Source organism: Muribaculum intestinale (assembly GCF_002201515.1).
Lineage (GTDB): Bacteria > Bacteroidota > Bacteroidia > Bacteroidales > Muribaculaceae > Muribaculum > Muribaculum intestinale.
Window position 1 is genome coordinate 711,028 of record NZ_CP021421.1, and the last position, 20,520, is coordinate 731,547.

Below are 20,520 nucleotides of genomic sequence, written 5' to 3' on the forward strand. Positions count from 1 at the left end.
TTCCATACGCCTGTACAGCAACCTCAGCATGATAATCGCCATAGCTCCCGACAAATACAAGGGCACGCTCTCCTCGCGTCAGGCTGCAGAAGCCATGCGCGAGGGTGTGCTTGCCGTGTGTCCCGATGCTGAGATACATATTGTGCCTATGGCCGACGGCGGAGAAGGCACCGCCGAGATAATAGCCCCGGAGATGGGATATGCCCGATACGAGGCTGTCATACATGCCCCTGTAGAGGGACTCCCCCTCACAACGTCGGTATATTACTATCATCCGGAGAATAAAACCGTACTTTTCGACTCCGCTACCGCTGTAGGATTATCGCTCGTACCTGCCGGAAAACGAGACATAATGCGCACCTCATCGGCTCCCGTCGGCGAACTTCTGTCGATAGTCCAGGAGCGCCATGATGTACGACAGGCGATTATCGGACTCGGAGGAACGGCAAATTGCGACGCAGGGCTCGGCATGGTACTCTACATGGCCCGATTCAAGGTGCATATGCCCCAGATAGTTGGCCTGTATGACGCCGGTGTGCCGCTGCTCGCACACGCAGGCAAGCCGTCGGCCCTGACTTTCGCGCCACAGAAAGGCGCCGATGCCGACGATATGGCCATGCTTGAGATGCGTCTGCGCAAAGCGATAAAAATGATGCCGGAAGGAGACCCCGACACACCGGGAGCCGGCGCCGCCGGAGGCCTCGGATTTGCCATACTCGCAATGGGCGGCAAGCTCATGCGCGGAGTGGATATAGTGGCAGGGGACCGCATCAGCGTGCTTCACCCCGACCTTGTCATCACCGGCGAGGGCCGTATCGACAGGCAGTCGGCCATGGGAAAAGTATTATCCTATTTCATTGAATACCACCGCACCACCTCCACACCGGTAATCGCTATCGGCGGATGTGTGGATGCCGACTGCGCCATCTCGACCGACTCGCCCGCCTCACCGGAAGGTAACGACCTGACTGCCATAATAGCTGCCGACAGCTATGAGCCGCGCGATGTTCACCCCATAACTCCGGAGGTTGCGGCATGGCGTATCCGCGAGGCCATCGTCGACCGTCTCAAAGCATATATCTGAAATAGCCTCTGTATTCCATCTGTTTCTGGTCAGGATTTCACCCGTATATCAGGATTTATCGCAGTCAGCGCCAGGATAAAAGCATCCTTGTCTACAGGCGATATTACCAGTGGCGTACGACTGTTGATGAACGATATTGCAATCCTGTCCAACGAAGCAGCCGGAGATGAAAGAATCGTACGGGTCGGAGTTATCTCAACGATATTGCCGATATCATATGTACCGCTATTGATAACATAAAGAGCCTTAACCATGAGCTTCGAGCCGTCTATGACATATCGGAATCCTATGACTACAGCAATCTCCAATGCAGCAATAAATGCCAATAAGACCACTACCCAGATATCCTCCCCCGAAATTACAAGCGGAAGCGTAGGCAAAATGGTAATGCCCGATATCATCACTGCCAGCCAGCAATCGATTTTTGACCTATAGATTTTCACATTACAATATTTACTCCGGCAAATATATCAATTTCTCCTTAAACATCAAAAAGATAATAACACCTTCCAATTAACAGACAGGAGATTCCTTATTATATCAGAAAAATTCACCACACCACAGACATAAAACTCTTAAGCTGTGACATTGTTATCTATATTGATAGAAAACCCAAACAGCCCCTCGCCTATGTCTTCACAACATATTGATTCAACTCCTAAAGAATTTCCGGCAAAAGTATATTACAGCGCCAAACGCGCGCTCACTTCCCATGCATCAGGCGGAAATGCACTGATAGCCGCTACCGTACTAGCCCTTATCGTAGCCAACATTCCGGGAATCAATACCCTGTATGCCGACTTCTGGGACCAGGAGATACGCCTGCAGGTAGGCACGTTCAACATCTTCAGCCATGGAGGTCACCCGATGTCGATGCTACAGTTTATCAACGACGCGCTGATGGCCATATTTTTCTTTACAATCGGTCTGGAGATAAAGCGCGAGGTACTGGTCGGAGAGTTGAGCTCTTTCAAGCAGGCTCTGCTACCGATTGTGGCGGCAATAGGCGGAATGGTGGTTCCGGTAGGATTATTCTGGCTTATGGCTTCAGGCACTGACTACACAGATGGAGCAGCCATACCGATGGCAACCGACATAGCCTTTTCGCTCGGCATACTTGCCATGCTCGGCTCGCGAGTGCCGATATCTCTGAAGATTTTTCTTACCACCCTTGCGGTAGTCGACGATATCGGCGGCATTATCGTTATCGCAGCGTTCTATTCCACCCACATAGAGCCGTGGTTCATAGTAGGAGGCATATGCATGCTCGGCCTGCTGTTTCTCGGCTCCGTGTTATCGATTCAGAGCAAGATATTCTACATAATCGTAGGCATAATAGTGTGGTATCTGTTCCTCAACTCAGGCATCCACCCCACAATTGCAGGTGTGCTCGTAGCGTTCTGTGTACCTTCGCGGCCGGTATTCGCTCCCGAGAAGTATATAAAACAGATACGCAAGGCCATAGCCCACTTCAATGCCGACGATGATGAGTCGCTGTCGCGTAGATCAATTCTCGACAAAGACCAGATGGACTGGCTCAAAGAGATTGAGTCGGCATCCGACAAAGTGATATCTCCGCTCCAGGACCTTGAGGACTCTCTACACCCTGTAGTAAGCTACCTGATTGTACCGCTGTTTGCATTCGCCAATGCAGGGATATGCTTCTGGGGCATGAGCGCCGGCGCATTCTTCAGCGGTATAAGCCTCGCTATCATAATCGGTCTGGTCGTAGGCAAATTCTTAGGCATCTTCGCGTTCTCATGGGTTACGGTAAAGACCGGGCTCGCCCCGATGCCCGCACGCTCCGACTGGAAGATGATTGCCTCCATAGCGATGCTCGCCGGCATTGGATTCACCGTCTCGCTTTTCATCGCCAACCTCTCGTTTGGAGGAGGCAGCGAGACCGGCAACACACTGCTCAACAACGCCAAACTCGGCATCGTCATTGGCTCTCTTATAGCCGGCGCAGGCGGATTCCTGCTGCTCCACCACTTCCTTCCCACCACAGCACAGGACACCGGTGAATAGACAAAATATCGCCGCCTTATGTATCAGTTCTGTCTCGACTACATAAGGCGGCGATAATATTTTACTACAGAGCCCTTACTTAAAGTTGAGCAACGTAAGATTGTCGAGCACAGTCGACTGTGCTACCTGTTGCAGATACTCGGCCTCCGAACCCGACAGCCCCGCCCGGAATTTACTCTGATATCTCTTGGGGAACATCGTGGTATATATCACATTAGCTGCCAGATAGCTACCGATGCGCGACGGATGGTAGCAATCGTTGTTATACAATATAATATTGGGGCGCTCCTCACGTACACGTTTCCACGCAAGACCGACCGGTGCACAAAGGGCATCATTGTCATAGGCCATCTCAAGATATGATGTAATAAGACGATGCTGCATACCCTCGTAACTGTTCATAGGAGGATATTCGGGCATAGGTACCCGATAGCCGTACTTATGACCCCATGTCATAAAGAAAATCACCTTGGCATTTGGCGACCCGCCCATCACAAGAGAGTCAATCGTATGGGCCGAGGGATATACCTTCTCAACAACCTGAGCAGTAGGAAGTGCCGGATCAGTGCTCTGCTCCTGGACAATCACAAAATCCCAGCCTCCTTTCTTAAGAAGTTCGTGCAACTTCGGATTCTCCAGATGTCCCGACAGACGCTGTCCGCCTTTCACTACCGTAGTAATCGATACAGCCCGCTTCTGTGAGGTTGCAATACTGTCGACCATCTGAGGCATCTTATTGTGATAAGTAAAACTGTTTCCGATAAAAAGGATACGCACCGAATCGACAGGCTCAGCCTGTTTCTTGGCATCGGCAATAGAAGGAAGCAGCGACAGGAGCGCTACAAGCATTAGCCACATGATTTTTTTCATAATCCGTATTTTTCAAAATTTGGTATTTTCAACGACAAATATAATTATTTCCGCCTTACAGCCAACACTCAATTACCGCATTTTTAACAAAATTGTCGCTGATACCCTCCGCAAACGTTCCCGTACATCACGTCTCCATCCGGTTTTACGACGGTAACATTTATTATTATACAAGCTCTTAAGATTATGCAAATTTTGTATATTTGCAGTATCGAACGATATAACTGTATTTTCAACGAAACGATTATGACACCTACGACAATCAGCAGAGCGCTTGCCATAGCGCTGGCGATGGCTGCGACATCACTCTCCGCAACCGCACGCCATGAAGTATCCCCGGTAATGTCGGCTTCAGCCTCAGCCTCCCAGACTGAAGTAGCCAAAGCATTCGACAACGACAACACTACGGCATGGACTGTCGATGCCACCCTATTAAAAAAGCCGCAGTGGATTATGGCCACTGTCGCCAACCCCGGCGACGTTCAGAGCATCACTCTCACTCAAAAAGGCGCTACTGCCGACCAGCTCAGAAAGGCCATTGAAATATATGTCACATACGACCCTATGAACCTCGGCGAACCTGTCGACTTCACTGTCGCCACCGACCGCCCGACAGGCAACACAATACTGAAATTTCCCGCTAAATACGGCGCCCATGTACGCCTGGCCATCAAGCCGGGAGTAATATCCAGGACATGGAATATCTACGAGATGGCAATCGCCATCGAAGCCGGCGACAGTGTTGCCGACGACTCCGGCATCGACCGCTCATATCTCGACACATCTCTCCCTATCGACCGACGCATAGAGATACTGCTCGCACAGATGACTCCCGAGGAAAAAATGGAACTCATACGCGAAGGCTGGGGCATACCGGGAGTAAAACGCCTTGGCATTCCCGATATAAAGAAAGTAGAAGCTATACACGGCTACAGCTATGGCACCGGAGCCACCATTTTTCCACAGGTGCTCGGCATGGCGGCATCATGGAATGCTCCATTATTATATAAGGTGACCGAGGCGATAGGCCGCGAAAGTCTCGACGCCGGCTCTATCGCAGCATGGTCGCCGGTGCTCGATGTCGCCACTGACCCTCGATGGGGACGATGCGAAGAGAGCTTCGGCGAAGACCCGTATCTATGCTCGGAGATGGGCAAGGCGTGGGTCAACGGATACCAGAGCCTTGGGCTCATAACTACGTCCAAGCACTTTGGCGCACATGGAGCGCCTTTGGGCGGACGCGACAGCCACGACGTAGGGTTCAACGAGCGAGAGATGCGCGAAATCCATCTTGTACCTTTCCGCAACGTATTCCGCGAATGCCGACCGCAGTCGGTCATGATGTCATATGGCGACTATATGGGTGTGCCTGTAGGCAAGAGCAAGGAGCTGCTCAAAGGCATACTCCGTGATGAATGGGGATTCGACGGATTCATCGTCAGCGACTGCGGCGCCATAGCCAACATGACATCGCGCAAACACTATACTGCACTCGACAAAATCGAGGCCGCCAACGACGCACTCCGCGCCGGAATAGCCACAAACTGCGGCGACACCTACAACGACAAGGAAGTAATCCGGGCTGCAACAGAGGGGCGCCTCGACATGACCGCCCTTGACGACGTGTGCCGCGACATGCTCCGCGTGATGTTCCGTACAGGCCTCTTCGAGAACAATCCAAGCCGTCCGCTCAACTGGGACAAGCAGTTCCCATCATGGCAGTCGCCCGAACACGTGGCGCTCGCCCGGGAGATGGCTCGCCAGTCGATTGTGCTGCTGAAAAACGAGGATTCGCTCCTCCCGCTGTCCGATGACATCCGTACAATCGCAGTTATAGGCCCGGGAGCCGACAATCTTCAGCTCGGCGACTATTCGGGCAAACAGTTGCCCGGACAGATAAAATCAGTACTCGACGGCATAAAAGCCTCGGCATCGCCATCCACCGGGATTATCTACTCAAAAGGATGTGGATTCACCACCGACGACCCTGCGGGACTCGCCGATGCCGTTGCAACCGCAAGCAAGGCCGATGTAGCCGTAGTAGTGCTCGGCGACTACTCGGGCCATCCATCTATTGATGGAGAAAAACGGCCTACCTCAGGCGAAAACCACGACCTCGCCTCTCTACGCTTCCAGGGCATGCAGCAGGAACTGCTCGATGCCGTATGCGCCACAGGCACTCCCGTAGTGCTGGTAGCACAAATCGGACGACCCTACGACCTGTCGTCGGCATCTCGCCAGACTAAAGCCATCATCGTCAACTGGCTCCCCGGTCAGGAAGGCGGCCTTGCGACTGCCGACGTGCTTTTCGGCAATTACAATCCCGCTGGCCGACTGCCGATGACATTCCCGCAGAGTGCCGCGCAACTCCCTCTCAACTACAACTTCAAGACCTCCGGCCGACGATATGAGTATGTCGACATGGACTTCTACCCGCTCTACCGGTTCGGCTACGGACTAAGCTACACCACGTTCGCCTACTCCAATCTGCGCATATCCACTTTGCCCGACGGCAATGTCGAGGTAAAAGCCGACATCACCAACACCGGCTCGCGCACAGGCGACGAAGTGGCACAGCTCTACATCACCGACATGTATGCCTCGGTAAAGACTCGCGTAATGGAACTCAAAGGTTTCCGGCGCATTACCATTGAGCCGGGACAGACCCATACCGTCACTTTCACCCTCACACCCTACGACCTCTCTTTACTCAATGTCGATATGGACCGAGTGGTCGAACCGGGCGATTTCAAGATTATGGTAGGAGGCATGAGTCCCGACTTCACGGCAAAAGACCGCATAAAGGACTCTCTCGGTTATCCTGAAGGTCGAGGAGTCACCGGAACTCTCCGATATGATATCCCTGCCGCCGCCCGATATGAGTTTACAATCACCGATATTAGCCATAATCTGACCGACGGCTCCGACATCGTCACTGTCAACGTAACCAACTCGGGCAATCTCACCGACACGGGACAGCTCACCATGTATGTCGACGGTACTCGCACCGGCGACACTCGCCACTACGAACTCAATCCGGGCCAGTCAAAAGCGATAACCTTCACAGTCCCCTCGCCGGAGGGCATCGGCAGTCCATGGAAATCGCTCAACTTCATCTCACGCCACTCAAGCATTTTCCACAACCGGTAATCGCATATACCCCGCTAACAATAACAGAAAGCCCGACGCAAGTTCCGCCACAGCGGCACAAGCGCCGGGCTTTCCATATCCCATACCTTTATTATATATATTATATACCCCGGCGACTGCACACACAAGCGACACCGATTATGTCTCCCTATTGAATCAAACCAAATATTATCAGAATTAACAATTGCTAATTCTCATTTTAACATAATGCGATTCCTTAATTTAAGCATCTTTAACTTTTACCCCCCCCGTTTTTATATTTTCTTAATAACTTTGCGTCGCATAACGATGTCTTTATCTCTTCCACATCCGTAAACTGTCTCCAACATTGATTTGGTATTGTGCGTAATACTTCAATGCTGTCTGATTTTGGTTCGCCATACACACTATGGCCAGGCCGTCATGATTTTGCTTTATTTTAAGTTAAACCAATCATATATTAATTTAGCCCAAGTGCCATGAATCCAAAGTTCATCCAAACAAAGTATGCAGTTGTGGCGTGCGCATTATGCTGTGCTCCCATGCTGTCTGCTCAGGGCAATGCCCCTGCAACTTCGGGAGAAGCTACTGCCTCTGCCGGAGCAACTTCCGTGAGCGGAGAGGTTCTCGATGCCAATGGTGATCCTCTGACAGGCGTGTCAGTCGGTATCCAAGGCAAAGGGATTGTCGGCATTACCGACATCGACGGCCGCTTCAACGTAAAAGCCTCTGTAGGCCAGACCCTCGAATTTACTTACATCGGCTTCGCCAAGACTGCCGTGAAAGTAACAGGCCAGCCTCTCACCGTCACTATGAAAGAAGAGACTCAGAATCTTTCTGAAGTAGTAGTCACCGCTCTCGGCATCAAGAAAGAAGCGAAATCTCTTTCCTACAATGTTCAGAAAATCGACAATGACGACATCACCCGCATTGCCGACGCCAACTTCGTCAACAACCTTGCAGGCAAGGTGGCAGGCGTCACCATCAATGCCTCAGCCTCAGGTGTAGGCGGCGGCACACGCGTGGTAATGCGTGGCGCCAAGTCTATCTCCGGCAACAACAACGCCCTCTATGTTGTCGACGGTATCCCCATGCTCGACATGAGCCGCGCTGCCACTCAGCCCGAAGGCGTATACGAAGGTGCAGCCCAGACCGGCGACCCACTGTCGGCCATCAACCCCGACGATATAGAAAATATATCAGTGCTCTCAGGCCCGTCGGCCGCTGCGCTCTACGGTTCTGCCGCAGCCAACGGCGTTGTGATGATTACAACAAAAAAAGGTGAGGAAGGCCAGACACGTGTCACCATCTCCAACAACACCACATTCCAGCGTGTGGCCGTGATGCCCGAATTCCAGACATCATTCGGACCCTCCGAGACCGGAAGCTATCTCAGCTGGGGCCCAAGACTCGCTCAGAACAGCACATTTGACCCCGCCGACTTCTTACAGACCGGTTTCAACGTGACCAACTCGGCAGCCCTCACAACCGGCACCGCCCGCAACCAGACATATCTCTCCATCGGCACCACCAATGCCGAGGGCGTTGTCCACAACAACAACTACTCGCGCTACAACGCCACCGTGCGCAACACCACCAAGATGGCCAACGACAAGCTGACAATGGACCTCAGCTTCAACCTCAGCCAGATCAACGAGAAGAACATGACATCACAGGGCCTGTACTACAACCCACTCGTGTCGCTCTACCTCTTCCCTTCCGGCGAAGACTTCTCCAAGATGCAGGCATACCAGCGCTGGAATCCCGGTCGCGGACTTATGGACGAGTACTTCCCCTACTCTTCGACAATGGCTCTAATGAACCCCTACTGGATTACCGAAAACATCGAGATGCCCAACAAGAAGAACCGTTACACGGCTTCCGCTCAGTTCCGCTACGACTTCACCGACTGGCTCAATGTCACCGCACGCGCCAAAATCGACCGCGCCAACGAGTCGCGCGAACGTAAATTCGACGCCGGTACCAACACCCAGTACGCGTCTAAGTACGGTTTCTACTCCAAGGAGGCTATCACCAACCAGCAGGTATACGGCGAGTTCCTTGCATCTATCAACAAGTACCTCTTCGACCGCAACCTCAACCTTATGGTCAATGCCGGAGCCAACTTCGAGAACACCGACTACCAGAACGACTATTTCGGCGGACAGCTCAAGACCGTTGCCAACCTCTTCACATTCGCCAACGTCGACTTCGCCGGACGCGACCTCGCCCGTCAGGACGGATTCCATCTGAAAAAGCGCGCCGTATTCGGCACAATGCAGCTCGGATACCAGTCGAAAGTTTACCTCGACCTCTCAGCACGCAACGACTGGTCGTCGACATTCAAGGGCACATCGACAAGCTCGTTCTTCTACCCCTCGGTAGGTATCTCAGGTATTGTCACCGACATCCTCGGCATGCAGAGCCGCATACTCAACTTCGCCAAGGTACGTGTATCATACTCCGAAGTAGGTAATGCCCCTGAAGTATTCATCGCTAATCCCACGTATGAAATCAAGGACGGTGCAGTCACCACTGTCACACGCCGTCCCAACAACAACCTGAAGCCCGAACGCACAAAAGCATGGGAAGCAGGTCTTAACCTCGCGATGTTCGACAGCAAGTTCCGTCTCGACGCTACTTTCTACTACTCGCGTACTCTCAACCAGTTCTTCGAGCGTCAGCTCGCTCCCTCTACCGGCTACACATCCGAGATTTTCAACGGAGGCCGCGTCGACAACAAGGGTATCGAGCTTTCGGCACGCTTCTCCAACACATGGGGCGATCTCTCCTGGACCACCTACCTCAACTACTCGATTAACCGCAACACGGTAAAAGACCTCGCATCCGACTACGTTGACCCCATCACCGGCGAACCCGCACCCCTCACCGAGATGATTATGGCATCGACATCCATGTATCAGACTCGTGTTACCAAGGGCGGCTCTATCGGCGACATCTATGTCAACACTCTCAAGACCGACGAGCACGGCTACATCCACGTCCATCCCATTGACCAGACAGTTACAACACAGCCCGACCAGTGGATTAAAGTCGGCAACGCTTCTCCCAAGTACAATCTCGGCTGGGGCAACGACCTCCACTACAAAGGCATCAACCTCGGATTCCTCATCACTGCCCGCGTAGGCGGTATCGGCATCTCCCAGACACAGGCCGTACTCGACTACTACGGTGCTTCCAAGCAGACCGAGGATGCACGTCTCAACGGCGGCGTGATTGTCAACGGACGCCCCATCCCCGCACAGGACTTCTACCAGAAAGTCGGCTCGGCAGGACAGAGCGGCGGTATCGGCGCATGGTATGTATACTCAGCCACCAACGTACGCCTCGGCGAGCTCACCCTCGGCTACGACTTCCCCGTACAGAAGTGGGGCGGATTTGTAAAGGGCCTCAACGTGTCGCTCATCGGCAAGAACCTCTTCTTCTTCTACAGAAAGGCTCCCTACGACCCCGAGCTTACAGCCTCTACCGGCACCTACATGCAGGGTATCGACAACTTTATGAGCCCGAGCCTCCGCACACTCGGATTCTCGGTTAAAGTACAGTTTTAATTAATCCCAACAATCGAAAACTCATGAAATATAATAAAATATTTCCGGTTGCCACTCTCGCCCTGTCGCTGCTCGCTTCATCGTGTATCGATATGGAGGACAACATCAACCCCAACGGCGTGACCGAGGACATGATGAAGGTCGACAACCTGAAGACAGGAGCCTTCATCCAGCAGATGCAGACACGTGTCATCCTCGTGGCGCTCGGCGGCAAACTCAGCTCCGACTATCAGATTAGCCGCAATCTTTCCCACGACCTCTTTGCAGGATATGCCGGCTCGACACTCGGTGCGTTCCAGACCCACCAGCAGTATGTGATGAACGACCAGTGGATCAACTCCACATTCAACGAAGCATACACCGGCATAATGATGCCCTGGCTCGAGGTAAGCAAGCTCGCCAAGGAGCAGAACAACTCGGAGGTGCTCGCCATCGCCAATATCGTAAAGGTAGCCGGCATGTCGCCAATAGCCGACACATTTGGCCCGATTCCTTATGTAAACTACGGCAGCACTACCAACTACGACTCGCAGGAGGCTGTCTACAACCTCTTCTTCACCGAACTCGGCGACGCTATCGACGACCTCACGGCCTACTATGTGGGCGGAGGCACCGAGATACTTCCCGACTACGACCTCGTATACGGCGGCAACACCGAGAGCTGGATACGCTTTGCCAACACTCTGCGCATGCGTCTTGCACTCCGTGTCGTATACGCCAACCCCGATCTCGCCAAAGCCGAGGTTAAGAAATCGATGGAAAACACCATCGGATTCATCGAGACCAAGACACAGCGTGCCGAACTCCGCCAGGAACTTCAGCAGTATGAAAACCCGCTCTATGTAATCGACTACGAATTCAACGAAGGCGATACCCGCGTTGGCGCCTCAATCGTAGAGATTATGAAGCAGCTCGGCGACCCCCGTTGCTCGGCCTACTTCACCGCTGTCGACGGTGACTACTATGGAGTGCCCCTCGGCATCACCGGCAACCTGTCTGACTACCAGACCAAGTGCTCCCACTTCAACATCACCAAGTACAACACCCCCGTCGTATGGATGCCCGCAGCCGAAAGTTTCTTCCTGCGCGCAGAGGCCGCTCTCCGCTGGCCCGAGTTCGGCGACGCACAGTCGTTCTACGAAGCCGGTGTGAAAACAGCGATGGAGGAGACCGGTGTATCAATTGGCGAATACCTGTCGAGCACCAACACAATCACAGGATATTCCGACCCCGTGTCAGGCTACAACTACACCTTCACAACCAACGGACTGACTCCCGCATGGGATGCCTCAGCCAACTTCGAGGGAAAACTTGAGCGTATCGCCACACAGAAGTGGATATCACTCTTCCCCAACGGAGCCGAAGGATGGGCCGAAGTACGCCGCACCGGTTATCCCGACCTCATCGACACCAAGACCAACGGCTCAGGCAATGTTGTCAAGTCGGAACTCGGCCCCCGTCGTCTCCCCTTCTGCCTTCAGGAGCGTCAGAACAATACCGCAGGCGTAGCTCTCGGCGTGCAGGCTCTCGGTGGAGCGGACAATGCCGGCACACGCACATGGTGGGACAAAAACACCCGCTTCTGATTCCCCTTATTCTATAATCCATCAGAAAAAGTAATATCACTATGAATATTAAGATATATGGTCTCGTAGCAATGATGGCCGGCGCAGCAGCCCTCACATCGTGCGACACCGATGTAGAGCACATCGACGTGCAGAAGCCCTACACCTTCGACGAAACCTACTTCAAGAATATCCGCGATTTCAAGAAGACCGACCATGAGGTCAGCTTCGCCTACTATGCGGCATGGGCTCCTGTAGAAGGCGCTGTCGGATTCAAGGACCCGGCATCGCTCGGCGAGCGTCTCATCGGACTCCCCGACTCAATCGATATCGTCAACCTCTGGATGGCCGTGCCGATGCCCGACACCCACCCCGTTGCATACAAGGACATGAAGTACTGCCAGGAGAAACTCGGCACACGCTTCGTGATGCATGCCGACGCGTCGCACTACCGCCACAAATTTGAGGTAGACGGCGTTGAATACGACATGGCAGGTGACTCAAACGTATCCGACGACGTAATGGAAGCATATGCACGCTGGATTATGAAGCAGGTCAACGACGCAGGCCTCAACGGCGTGGATATCGACTACGAGGGTTGGGATGAGACCAACATATTCCGCCTCGTGAAGATTCTCGGCCAGTACTGGGGACCGATGGGAGAGAATCCCGACATGCTCCTCATCGTCGACTACTTCTCGGCCCAGCCCGGATCAGACTGCGAACCCTACTGCGACTATTTCGTGCAGCAGGCCTATTCCGACCAGACAGGCGGACTCCGCCCCTCGTCCAGATACCCGATTGAAAAGCAGATTTTCTGCGAGCAGTTCGGTAAAGGATTCGGCCCCACAGGCCACAACGGCATGCTCCTTGAGTACGCCAAGTGGGAGCCGGGCGACGGTCGTCGCAAAGGCGGATGCGGTGTCTACTATCTCGACGACAATTTCCTCGATGTGTCAGGCATACCCTACAATGCATTCCGCCAGGCCATACAGATTATGAATCCAGCTGTTCCCTACTAATCAATCAGTCAACCGACAAATAAAATGAAAACAACTATATTACATCGCTCGATATTGTTTGCTGCTGCGGCTTTCGCGCTGACTGCATGCAACTCCGAAGGCGACAAATTCGACTACGACAAGAACCTCGCGTTCATGTCGGGCACCGATGTCGATCCCATTCGTAAATTCGTGGTCGAGGATACCCCCACGTCCGAGAATGTTTCAGTCTCGCTCGTCGCTCCGCTCGACCGCGACCTCACGGTAAAGGTGGCCATCGACCCCTCGAAAGTGGATGAATACAACCGCCAACACCAGACATCCTACTTCCCCATCCCCGACGGTGCAGCAGAGCTCGTCAACGACCAGGCCGTGATTCCTGCCGGAAAATCATTCTCCGACGCACTTCAGGTACGTATGGTCAGCACCGAGGATTTTGAGGAAGGCCGCACCTACCTCATCCCCGTCACAATCGTGGATGCCGATGGTGTTGAAATCCTTGCGGCACAGCGCACCGCCTACCTCCAGGTAGCACGCATTCTCCAGTTCACTGCTCTTGATATCGCAAATCCCACCATGTACTCCAACTTCATATTCGACGACAGCAAGATGGTCGACATGAGCGGTGGATTTACATATGAGCTCAAAGTATGGGGTCTCAACTACAACCAGAACGGCAACGGCAACCCGACACGCCTCTGCTCGTTCACCGCAAAGGATGAAAGCAACTCATCGATGCTCCGCTTCTCAGAGAACGGCAAGCCCGCACGCTCTCTCCAGTGGGTATGTCCCGGCGGCAATATCGTCTCCAACACTCTGTTCGACACCAACCGCTGGTATCTTCTGTCATTTACATTCGACGGCTCCAACCTCACGATGTATATCGACGGCAACAAGGACACCGAAGGCTCCTACAGCGGTACCGACCCAATCCACTTCCAGCGTATCGAGCTCGGCATGTCATGGGGTGGCGGATATCCTGCCAGCCAGCGCTTCAACGGCCGTATAGCCGAGATGCGCGTATGGAACCGTGCGCTCTCTCCGGGTGAAATCAAACTCGGTACATGTGGTGTCGACGCAGGCTCTGAAGGTCTCGTGGCCTACTGGAAGTTCAACGAAGGTTCCGGCTCTATTTTCCACGACGCCACAGGCCACGGATACGACATGGACTGGGCCAATACAAGCCGCGACAAGAGTGAGAACGGCGTAATGGTGGCCACTCCCGAAGCAGCAGGAGCTATCAACTGGGTCAACGACGACAATAACAAGTGTGCTGAATAATTAACACAATCATCGCAATCCAACAATGAAAACAAAATATCTTTTAGGCATATGCGCACTGGCCATCGGCTCTGTTGCCATGACCTCATGCGGCGATGACGATACATACGATGTGGTAGGCAACCCCGACACACTCGTTTACGTCAACATCGCAGGCGACTTCCCCGAGGGAATGCCCAAGAACTCATTCACCTATGTATTATATCATACTCCTATAGGACCGGTGGTGATGGAAGAACCGGGCGATATCGAAATCGACGTGATGTGCACCAAAAACGCTCCGTCCGACATGCAGGTCACTCTCGAAGTCGCCCCCGACATGTCGGTGCCCGGCTACGCGACAATTCCCGCCGATGCCGGAATCACAGTCACTCTCACATCCAACACCCTGACTATCCCAGCCGGTAAAAACCGTTCGGACGACAAGATTGCCGTGACTGTAAACACAGCCAACGCCGACTGGTCGAAACTTACCGAAAAGGCCTATCTTCTGCCCATCAGAATCTCGTCGGCCTCGGGTGCAACACCGAGCCAGGCAGTAGGATGCGCATATATCGGCGTACTCACAGATGTGAAAGCAGGTATGGTCAACGAGTCGGCCACACAGGCTACAGGCACACAGATTACCGACAAGACCGGCTGGACCGCCTCATACTTTGTTCCCGCCACCGGAGCAGGCGCCGATTGCACCGAAAAACTCTTCGACGGCAACAACAACAATTATGCCTACTTCGTCCCCAATCATGCCGATGCTACCAACGAGGAAGTAATCACCACCTTCGACCTCGGCAAAGTCTACACACTGAGCAGCGTGCAGATCAACTACTTCGGCAACTATTACGCGATTAAAGACGGCACAATAGAGACAAGTGTCGATGGAGAAGAATGGACCGTACAGGGCACCCGCACCTGGAGCCGACTCAGCCGCAACTGCGCATTCGCGTTCTGGGCACCCTTCCAGATGCGCTACGTACGCCTCACTTCCCACTCTTTCTATGGCGGCACAGGCGAGGGACAGGCTATGGCCGAGTTCTGGGCATATGAATAATCAATGCCGGCGCCAGATTTAGACCCACTGGTTAAACACTCATAATAACTACTCTTTCCGAAAGGGAGCAGCTTCCGGCACAACCCCGGGTCTGCTCCCTTTCTTAATCATCAATGACAATGTCTCTCACCATGCGACTCCTCACCACACTAATAACCCTGCTCATCTCCATATGCCCGACGGCAATTGCCCAGACCCTCAACGAATCGGTGCGTTTCGACGAAAAGATACACGATTTCGGCTCCATAGGCGAGACCGACGGCAAGGTGACTCACCGGTTTGTATTCACCAATACCGGACGCGACACAGTGACACTCACACGCGCACGCTCGGGATGCAGCTGCGTGCATGCCGAAGTATCTCGCCGCCCGGTGCTCCCGGGGCGCACCGGATATGTCGACGTGACATTCGACCCCGACTACCGTCCGGGCCATTTCAGCAAAGAGATTGTCGTATTCTCCACCGACAACAGATACAACCGCATATGGGTAAAAGGCGATGTAACGCCGGGTATCCACCCGCTTACCGAAAAATACCGCTACGACTACGGCCACGGGCTGCTGATGGAATACAAAGTGATGAATTTCGGAACAGTGCCGCAAGGTGCGACACGCACCCGCTCGCTCTCATTCGGCAACAACTCTACCGGAACCCTCAATCTCACATTCCACATCAACTCCGGAGAGACCAAAGGCAATCGCCTCTATGATAGCGCGGCATCCGCAGTAATCCCTGCCGGACTGATAATCGACATTCCCGAGCGCTACCTCCTCAGGCCTGGAGAAGAAGGGAAGATTGACGTAACCGTGAGGATGCTGACGCAGCTTGACAGTATGGCCACAGTCGTTATCACACCCGTAGCCAACGGATTCACTCTCCAGCCGCTTACGCTTACCGTACACCCCGCAAAATAGACAATATCCCGGCAAAAAAACTCCGGCACACGTCCTCACATCGGATACGTACCGGAGAATTACCATATTTCCAGTGGTCCTGTGGCTGAAATTGCAGACCGCGTCGGCAAGGGTTAAAGGCCGCCGCGCTGTAGGCCGCAGGACCTGTTGTACCATGTCCTGCTTTCACAGTATCTAACAACTTCTACCACTACTAAAACACTATGCATCTCACCATGGTTGCAGGGATGCAGTTCAATAAAACTTATATAATGTGAAACAACCTTTTCATCGTCTCGTCTATTTTTCATAAATTTGTGTAGTAACCGTGAATACCCATGCAACAGAAATATATATTTACCCTCCCGATGAAGGTCCGCGACTATGAAGTCGATGCCGAAGGTATAGTGAACAATGCCATATATCTCCACTATTTCGAGCATACCCGCCATGAATTCTGCGAGCATGCCGGGATGTCGTTCGCGCAGATGCACGCACAAGGGATAGACCCTGTGCTCAACCGTGTCGAAATCGACTATCGCACCCCCCTCCACCTCGGCGAGCGCTTTCTCAGCTGCCTCAACCTCACCCGCAAGGGAGCCCGCTTCATATTCATCCAGGACATATACAACGCCGACGGACAACTCGTGGTGTCAGGCAAGGTGAGCTGTGTGTCGACACTCAACGGACGCCTTACACGCGGCGACGAACTGGCAGGATTCTTCAAAGCCTATCTCTGACACCTCCTCCCCTATCAGCCACTCCTCACTACCCCACGCCATTGCCATGACCGACAGAACAACCATATACCGTATCGCATTCAGCCGCATAAAAGGGATAAATCCCTCTGTGGCCGAAAAGATATTGCAGCATGTCGACTCCGAAGAGGCTTTTTTCAGTCTCTCGGCGCAAGAACTATCATCGCGCATGCCCTGTCTGCCTGCCGCCATGATTGCCGCGGGCTATCGCCGCACTCTGGCAGAGGCTGCGGAGGCCGAACTGTCATTCATGCAGAAATCCGGAGTCAAGCCCCTATACTTCACCGACAGCGACTACCCGGCACGGCTGGCCGAATGCGAGGACGCGCCCTTACTCCTCTATACCCTCGGCGAAACGTCGCTTAACGCGCCACACATAATCAGTATTGTAGGCACACGCCGCGCTACACCCTACGGCATCGCGTTCGTCGAAAATCTCGTATCCGACCTCGCCGCAAAGCTCGGCCCCGACACTGTAATCGTCAGCGGACTCGCCTACGGCATAGATATCACAGCTCACCGCGCTGCACTCCACGCCGGGATTCCTACAGTCGCCGTATTGGCCCATGGACTCAACACCCTGTATCCCGCCGCCCATCGCCGTACAGCCGCCGAGATACTTCGCGCCGGGGGCTCCATGCTGACCGAATATGCATCGCAGGACACACTTCATCGCGGCAACTTCATAGCCCGCAACCGCATTGTGGCCGGTATGGCCGACTGTGTGGTCGTAGCCGAATCGGCCGAACGTGGTGGCGCACTCGCCACCGCCTCAATAGCCATGTCGTACTCCCGCGATGTGATGGCGCTCCCCGGACGCATATCCGACACCTACAGCCGTGGATGCAACGCTCTGATTGCTCGCAACCAGGCCGCGCTGATCACATGTGCCGACGACCTCATAGCAGCAATGGGATGGGAAGCCATACCCGACAGGCAGGAAGGCGTACAGCCATCCCTGCCACTCCTCTCTCCCGACGAAGAGCGTATAATCGACTATCTGCATGCGTCGGGCGAAGGGTCGCTCAACCAGATGTGTGTCGACCTGTCGATTCCGGTGTCGCAACTGATGGCCATGCTCATGTCGCTTGAATTTGCCGGACATATACTCACCTATCCTGGAGGCAAATATCGTCCCGCACTCTGACATTCACTCTACTGTAATCTCTTTTGCTTACAAGAGCGTTATATACAATATATTTATTAACCAAAATCCAACTGTTTTCCAATATATGACATCACCACGCCGCATCGGAGCCTCCGAGATGATTATCAATCCCGACGGCTCAATATTCCACCTCCACCTACTGCCCGAACAGCTTACCGACCGCATAATCCTTGTCGGCGACCCCGCACGTGTCGACATGGTGGCATCGTTCTTCGACACAAAGACATTCGAGGTATCATCCCGTGAGTTCCACACCATCGGCGGCACATACAAGGGCAAACCGATTATGTGTATAAGCCACGGCATCGGACCCGACAATATCGACATCGTGCTCAACGAGCTCGATGCTCTCGCCAACATCGACTTCGCCACACGCGAGGTGAAACCGCACCACCGCACACTCACTCTTGTGCGCATCGGCACCTCAGGCGCCCTTCAGCCCGAACTCATCGTGGGCACTCCGGTAATCGCAGCCCACTCCATAGGATTTGACGGAGTGCTCAACTACTACGCCGGACGCAACAGTGTGTCGGACCTCGACTACGAGAAAGCATTCTGTGAATATGTGGGATGGAATCCTCTGTGGGCGGCACCATATGTAGTGCCGGCCGACAAAGAACTCGTAGAGCAAATCGGCCGCGACGACATGGTACGCGGACATACGATATCAGCTGTCGGATTCTACGGACCGCAGGGACGCGAACTGCGACTGCCGCTGGCCAACCCCGACCTCAACAGCCGCATCGAGGCATTCCGCTACAAAGGGGAGCCGGTGACAAACTACGAGATGGAGTCGGCGCCCCTCCAGGGACTCGCTCTGCTCATGGGACATCGCGCCATGACCGTGTGCTCGATAATCGCCAACCGAGTGTCCACTCAGGCGACTCCCAACTACAAGACAGCCGTGCGCGATCTCATCGCCACCGTGCTCGACCGCATCTGACACACTCCATCCAGATACACACATCGAGGCTCGCGACAATGGATGATACGTCGCGGGCCTCGATGTGTGTGTATCTGTTTACGCGCCTTACCCTGCCGATGCACGCCGGTAAAGCACTATCGCAATTACAATATATATCATATTGGGAATCCACATGGCCACTAACGGCGACGTATATCCCGAGATGGCAAATGTCGAAGTGACTGTCATAAACAGAATGTAGCTGAAACTCAACACAAGGCCGATGCCGATATTGATGCCCATGCCGCCCTTTACCTTCTTCGACGACAGAGTCATGCCGATGACAGTAAGGATAAATGCCGCAGCACACATCGCGTAGCGGCGCTCGTTCTCGATTTCAAAAGCCTCGATATTGGCCACACCACGCTCCTTCTGCCGCGCTATGTACTCCTGCAGCTGGGGCGAAGTAAGCGTCTCCTGGTCATTCTTTGATATGAGGAAATCGCGCGGCTCAAACGGAATCATCGTGTCCAGGCGGCTTCCGCGCTTTATATGCTCGCGTATGCCGTCGATATCGCGTATCATATAGTCGCGCACCTGCCAGTGGTAGAGTGAGTCCCAGCGTATGGTATTGGCTGTAAGGCGCGACACAAGGCGCTTTCCGTCAAACTTGTCGAGCGAGAACCGGTAGCCAGTGCGCGTAGTGTTGTCATAGCGGCTCATATAGGCTATCTCGCCCGGCGCCACCATCATCTGGATGTTGCTCCCATAGTCGACACGTTTGTTTTTAACATACGTGTTGGTATACTCTATGCGCTTCACATTGGCCGGAGGTATTATGTACGCGCCAAGCACCCACGTAAGAGCCGCAATCACTGCGGCCGACACGATATAAGGGCGCATAAGCCTGCGGAAACTCACACCCGACGAAAGCATTGCGATAATCTCTGAATTGTCAGCTAACTTCGAGGTAAAGAAGATACACGCAATGAATGTAAACAGCGGGCTGAACTGATTGGCGAAATATGGGAGGAAGTTGAGAAAATAATCGAAGATAGTGGCATGTATCGGCGCCTTCAGAAACGAGTCAAGTTTCTCGTTGATGTCAAACATCACCGTGATGGCCAGAATCAGAAGTATGGCGAAGAAGTATGTGCCAAGAAACTTCTTGATAATGTACAGGTCGAGAATCTTAAACGGTTTCTTCATAAATCCGGCT

15 protein-coding genes are annotated in these 20,520 nt (G+C 53.5%); 12 read left to right on the top strand and 3 right to left on the bottom strand.

The window, feature by feature from the left end:
• Positions 1-28: 28 nt before the first annotated feature.
• Positions 29-1,084, top strand: coding sequence for a glycerate kinase (locus ADH68_RS03080; protein WP_068959857.1), 1,056 nt, complete (start codon positions 29-31; stop codon positions 1,082-1,084).
• 29 nt (positions 1,085-1,113) lie between these two features.
• Here ADH68_RS03080 and ADH68_RS03085 read toward each other — a convergent pair whose 3' ends face one another.
• Positions 1,114-1,527, bottom strand: a complete 414-nt coding sequence (locus ADH68_RS03085) for a PH domain-containing protein (RefSeq protein ID WP_133165730.1) — start codon at positions 1,525-1,527, stop codon at positions 1,114-1,116.
• A gap of 187 nt (positions 1,528-1,714) precedes the next feature.
• Here ADH68_RS03085 and nhaA point away from each other — a divergent pair, with 187 nt between their 5' ends.
• Positions 1,715-3,112, top strand: coding sequence for a Na+/H+ antiporter NhaA (gene nhaA / locus ADH68_RS03090; RefSeq protein ID WP_068959855.1), 1,398 nt, complete (start codon positions 1,715-1,717; stop codon positions 3,110-3,112).
• Positions 3,113-3,187: 75 nt separating this feature from the next.
• Here the strand turns inward: nhaA and ADH68_RS03095 are convergent, their stop codons facing one another.
• On the bottom strand, positions 3,188-3,982 hold the full coding sequence (locus ADH68_RS03095; RefSeq protein ID WP_232321422.1) for an SGNH/GDSL hydrolase family protein: 795 nt from the start codon (positions 3,980-3,982) through the stop codon (positions 3,188-3,190).
• Positions 3,983-4,228: 246 nt separating this feature from the next.
• On the opposite strand from ADH68_RS03095, the gene ADH68_RS03100 reads away from it, so the two are divergent.
• The 10 genes from ADH68_RS03100 (at position 4,229) to ADH68_RS03145 (ending at position 19,340) form a co-directional block, all read left to right on the top strand.
• Positions 4,229-7,132 (top strand): glycoside hydrolase family 3 C-terminal domain-containing protein, encoded by a 2,904-nt coding sequence (locus tag ADH68_RS03100; RefSeq protein ID WP_232321420.1) that lies wholly within the window; start codon positions 4,229-4,231, stop codon positions 7,130-7,132.
• Between the two features lie 521 nt (positions 7,133-7,653).
• Complete coding sequence (locus tag ADH68_RS03105; RefSeq protein WP_068959853.1) at positions 7,654-10,683, top strand: SusC/RagA family TonB-linked outer membrane protein; 3,030 nt, start codon at positions 7,654-7,656, stop codon at positions 10,681-10,683.
• A 23-nt stretch (positions 10,684-10,706) separates the two neighbouring features.
• Positions 10,707-12,269 carry a SusD/RagB family nutrient-binding outer membrane lipoprotein gene (locus tag ADH68_RS03110; RefSeq protein ID WP_068959852.1) on the top strand — a complete coding sequence of 521 codons (1,563 nt, stop codon included), beginning with the start codon at positions 10,707-10,709 and terminating at the stop codon, positions 12,267-12,269.
• Between the two features lie 41 nt (positions 12,270-12,310).
• The gene (locus tag ADH68_RS03115; protein WP_068959851.1) at positions 12,311-13,270 is read left to right on the top strand and encodes a glycoside hydrolase family 18; all 960 of its coding nucleotides are present in this window, start codon (positions 12,311-12,313) and stop codon (positions 13,268-13,270) included.
• Positions 13,271-13,294: 24 nt separating this feature from the next.
• Positions 13,295-14,530, top strand: coding sequence for a DUF1735 and LamG domain-containing protein (locus ADH68_RS03120; protein ID WP_068959850.1), 1,236 nt, complete (start codon positions 13,295-13,297; stop codon positions 14,528-14,530).
• A gap of 25 nt (positions 14,531-14,555) precedes the next feature.
• Positions 14,556-15,578, top strand: a complete 1,023-nt coding sequence (locus tag ADH68_RS03125) for a BT_3987 domain-containing protein (protein ID WP_068959849.1) — start codon at positions 14,556-14,558, stop codon at positions 15,576-15,578.
• 119 nt (positions 15,579-15,697) lie between these two features.
• Entirely contained in the window at positions 15,698-16,492 is a 795-nt protein-coding gene (locus ADH68_RS03130; RefSeq protein WP_157755861.1) for a DUF1573 domain-containing protein, read from the top strand.
• Positions 16,493-16,809: 317 nt separating this feature from the next.
• Positions 16,810-17,211, top strand: a complete 402-nt coding sequence (locus ADH68_RS03135) for an acyl-CoA thioesterase (protein WP_068959847.1) — start codon at positions 16,810-16,812, stop codon at positions 17,209-17,211.
• A gap of 46 nt (positions 17,212-17,257) precedes the next feature.
• Positions 17,258-18,376 carry a DNA-processing protein DprA gene (dprA, locus tag ADH68_RS03140; RefSeq protein WP_068959846.1) on the top strand — a complete coding sequence of 373 codons (1,119 nt, stop codon included), beginning with the start codon at positions 17,258-17,260 and terminating at the stop codon, positions 18,374-18,376.
• Positions 18,377-18,461: 85 nt separating this feature from the next.
• Positions 18,462-19,340, top strand: coding sequence for a nucleoside phosphorylase (locus ADH68_RS03145; protein WP_068959845.1), 879 nt, complete (start codon positions 18,462-18,464; stop codon positions 19,338-19,340).
• 87 nt (positions 19,341-19,427) lie between these two features.
• On the opposite strand, the gene ADH68_RS03150 is transcribed toward ADH68_RS03145, so the two are convergent.
• Positions 19,428-20,510, bottom strand: coding sequence for an LptF/LptG family permease (locus tag ADH68_RS03150; RefSeq protein ID WP_068959844.1), 1,083 nt, complete (start codon positions 20,508-20,510; stop codon positions 19,428-19,430).
• Positions 20,511-20,520: the final 10 nt, after the last annotated feature.

Bases quoted from the DNA above. Each gene is read 5' to 3' on its own strand.
- ADH68_RS03125 (WP_068959849.1), top strand. From the start codon at position 14,556: ATGAAAACAAAATATCTTTTAGGCATATGCGCACTGGCCATCGGCTCT.
- ADH68_RS03095 (WP_232321422.1), bottom strand. From the start codon at position 3,982: ATGAAAAAAATCATGTGGCTAATGCTTGTAGCGCTCCTGTCGCTGCTT.
- ADH68_RS03145 (WP_068959845.1), top strand. From the start codon at position 18,462: ATGACATCACCACGCCGCATCGGAGCCTCCGAGATGATTATCAATCCC.
- ADH68_RS03130 (WP_157755861.1), top strand. From the start codon at position 15,698: ATGTCTCTCACCATGCGACTCCTCACCACACTAATAACCCTGCTCATC.
- ADH68_RS03135 (WP_068959847.1), top strand. From the start codon at position 16,810: ATGCAACAGAAATATATATTTACCCTCCCGATGAAGGTCCGCGACTAT.
- dprA (WP_068959846.1), top strand. From the start codon at position 17,258: ATGACCGACAGAACAACCATATACCGTATCGCATTCAGCCGCATAAAA.
- ADH68_RS03080 (WP_068959857.1), top strand. From the start codon at position 29: ATGATAATCGCCATAGCTCCCGACAAATACAAGGGCACGCTCTCCTCG.
- ADH68_RS03105 (WP_068959853.1), top strand. From the start codon at position 7,654: ATGCTGTCTGCTCAGGGCAATGCCCCTGCAACTTCGGGAGAAGCTACT.
- ADH68_RS03150 (WP_068959844.1), bottom strand. From the start codon at position 20,510: ATGAAGAAACCGTTTAAGATTCTCGACCTGTACATTATCAAGAAGTTT.
- ADH68_RS03115 (WP_068959851.1), top strand. From the start codon at position 12,311: ATGAATATTAAGATATATGGTCTCGTAGCAATGATGGCCGGCGCAGCA.
- ADH68_RS03100 (WP_232321420.1), top strand. From the start codon at position 4,229: ATGACACCTACGACAATCAGCAGAGCGCTTGCCATAGCGCTGGCGATG.
- nhaA (WP_068959855.1), top strand. From the start codon at position 1,715: ATGTCTTCACAACATATTGATTCAACTCCTAAAGAATTTCCGGCAAAA.
- ADH68_RS03110 (WP_068959852.1), top strand. From the start codon at position 10,707: ATGAAATATAATAAAATATTTCCGGTTGCCACTCTCGCCCTGTCGCTG.
- ADH68_RS03120 (WP_068959850.1), top strand. From the start codon at position 13,295: ATGAAAACAACTATATTACATCGCTCGATATTGTTTGCTGCTGCGGCT.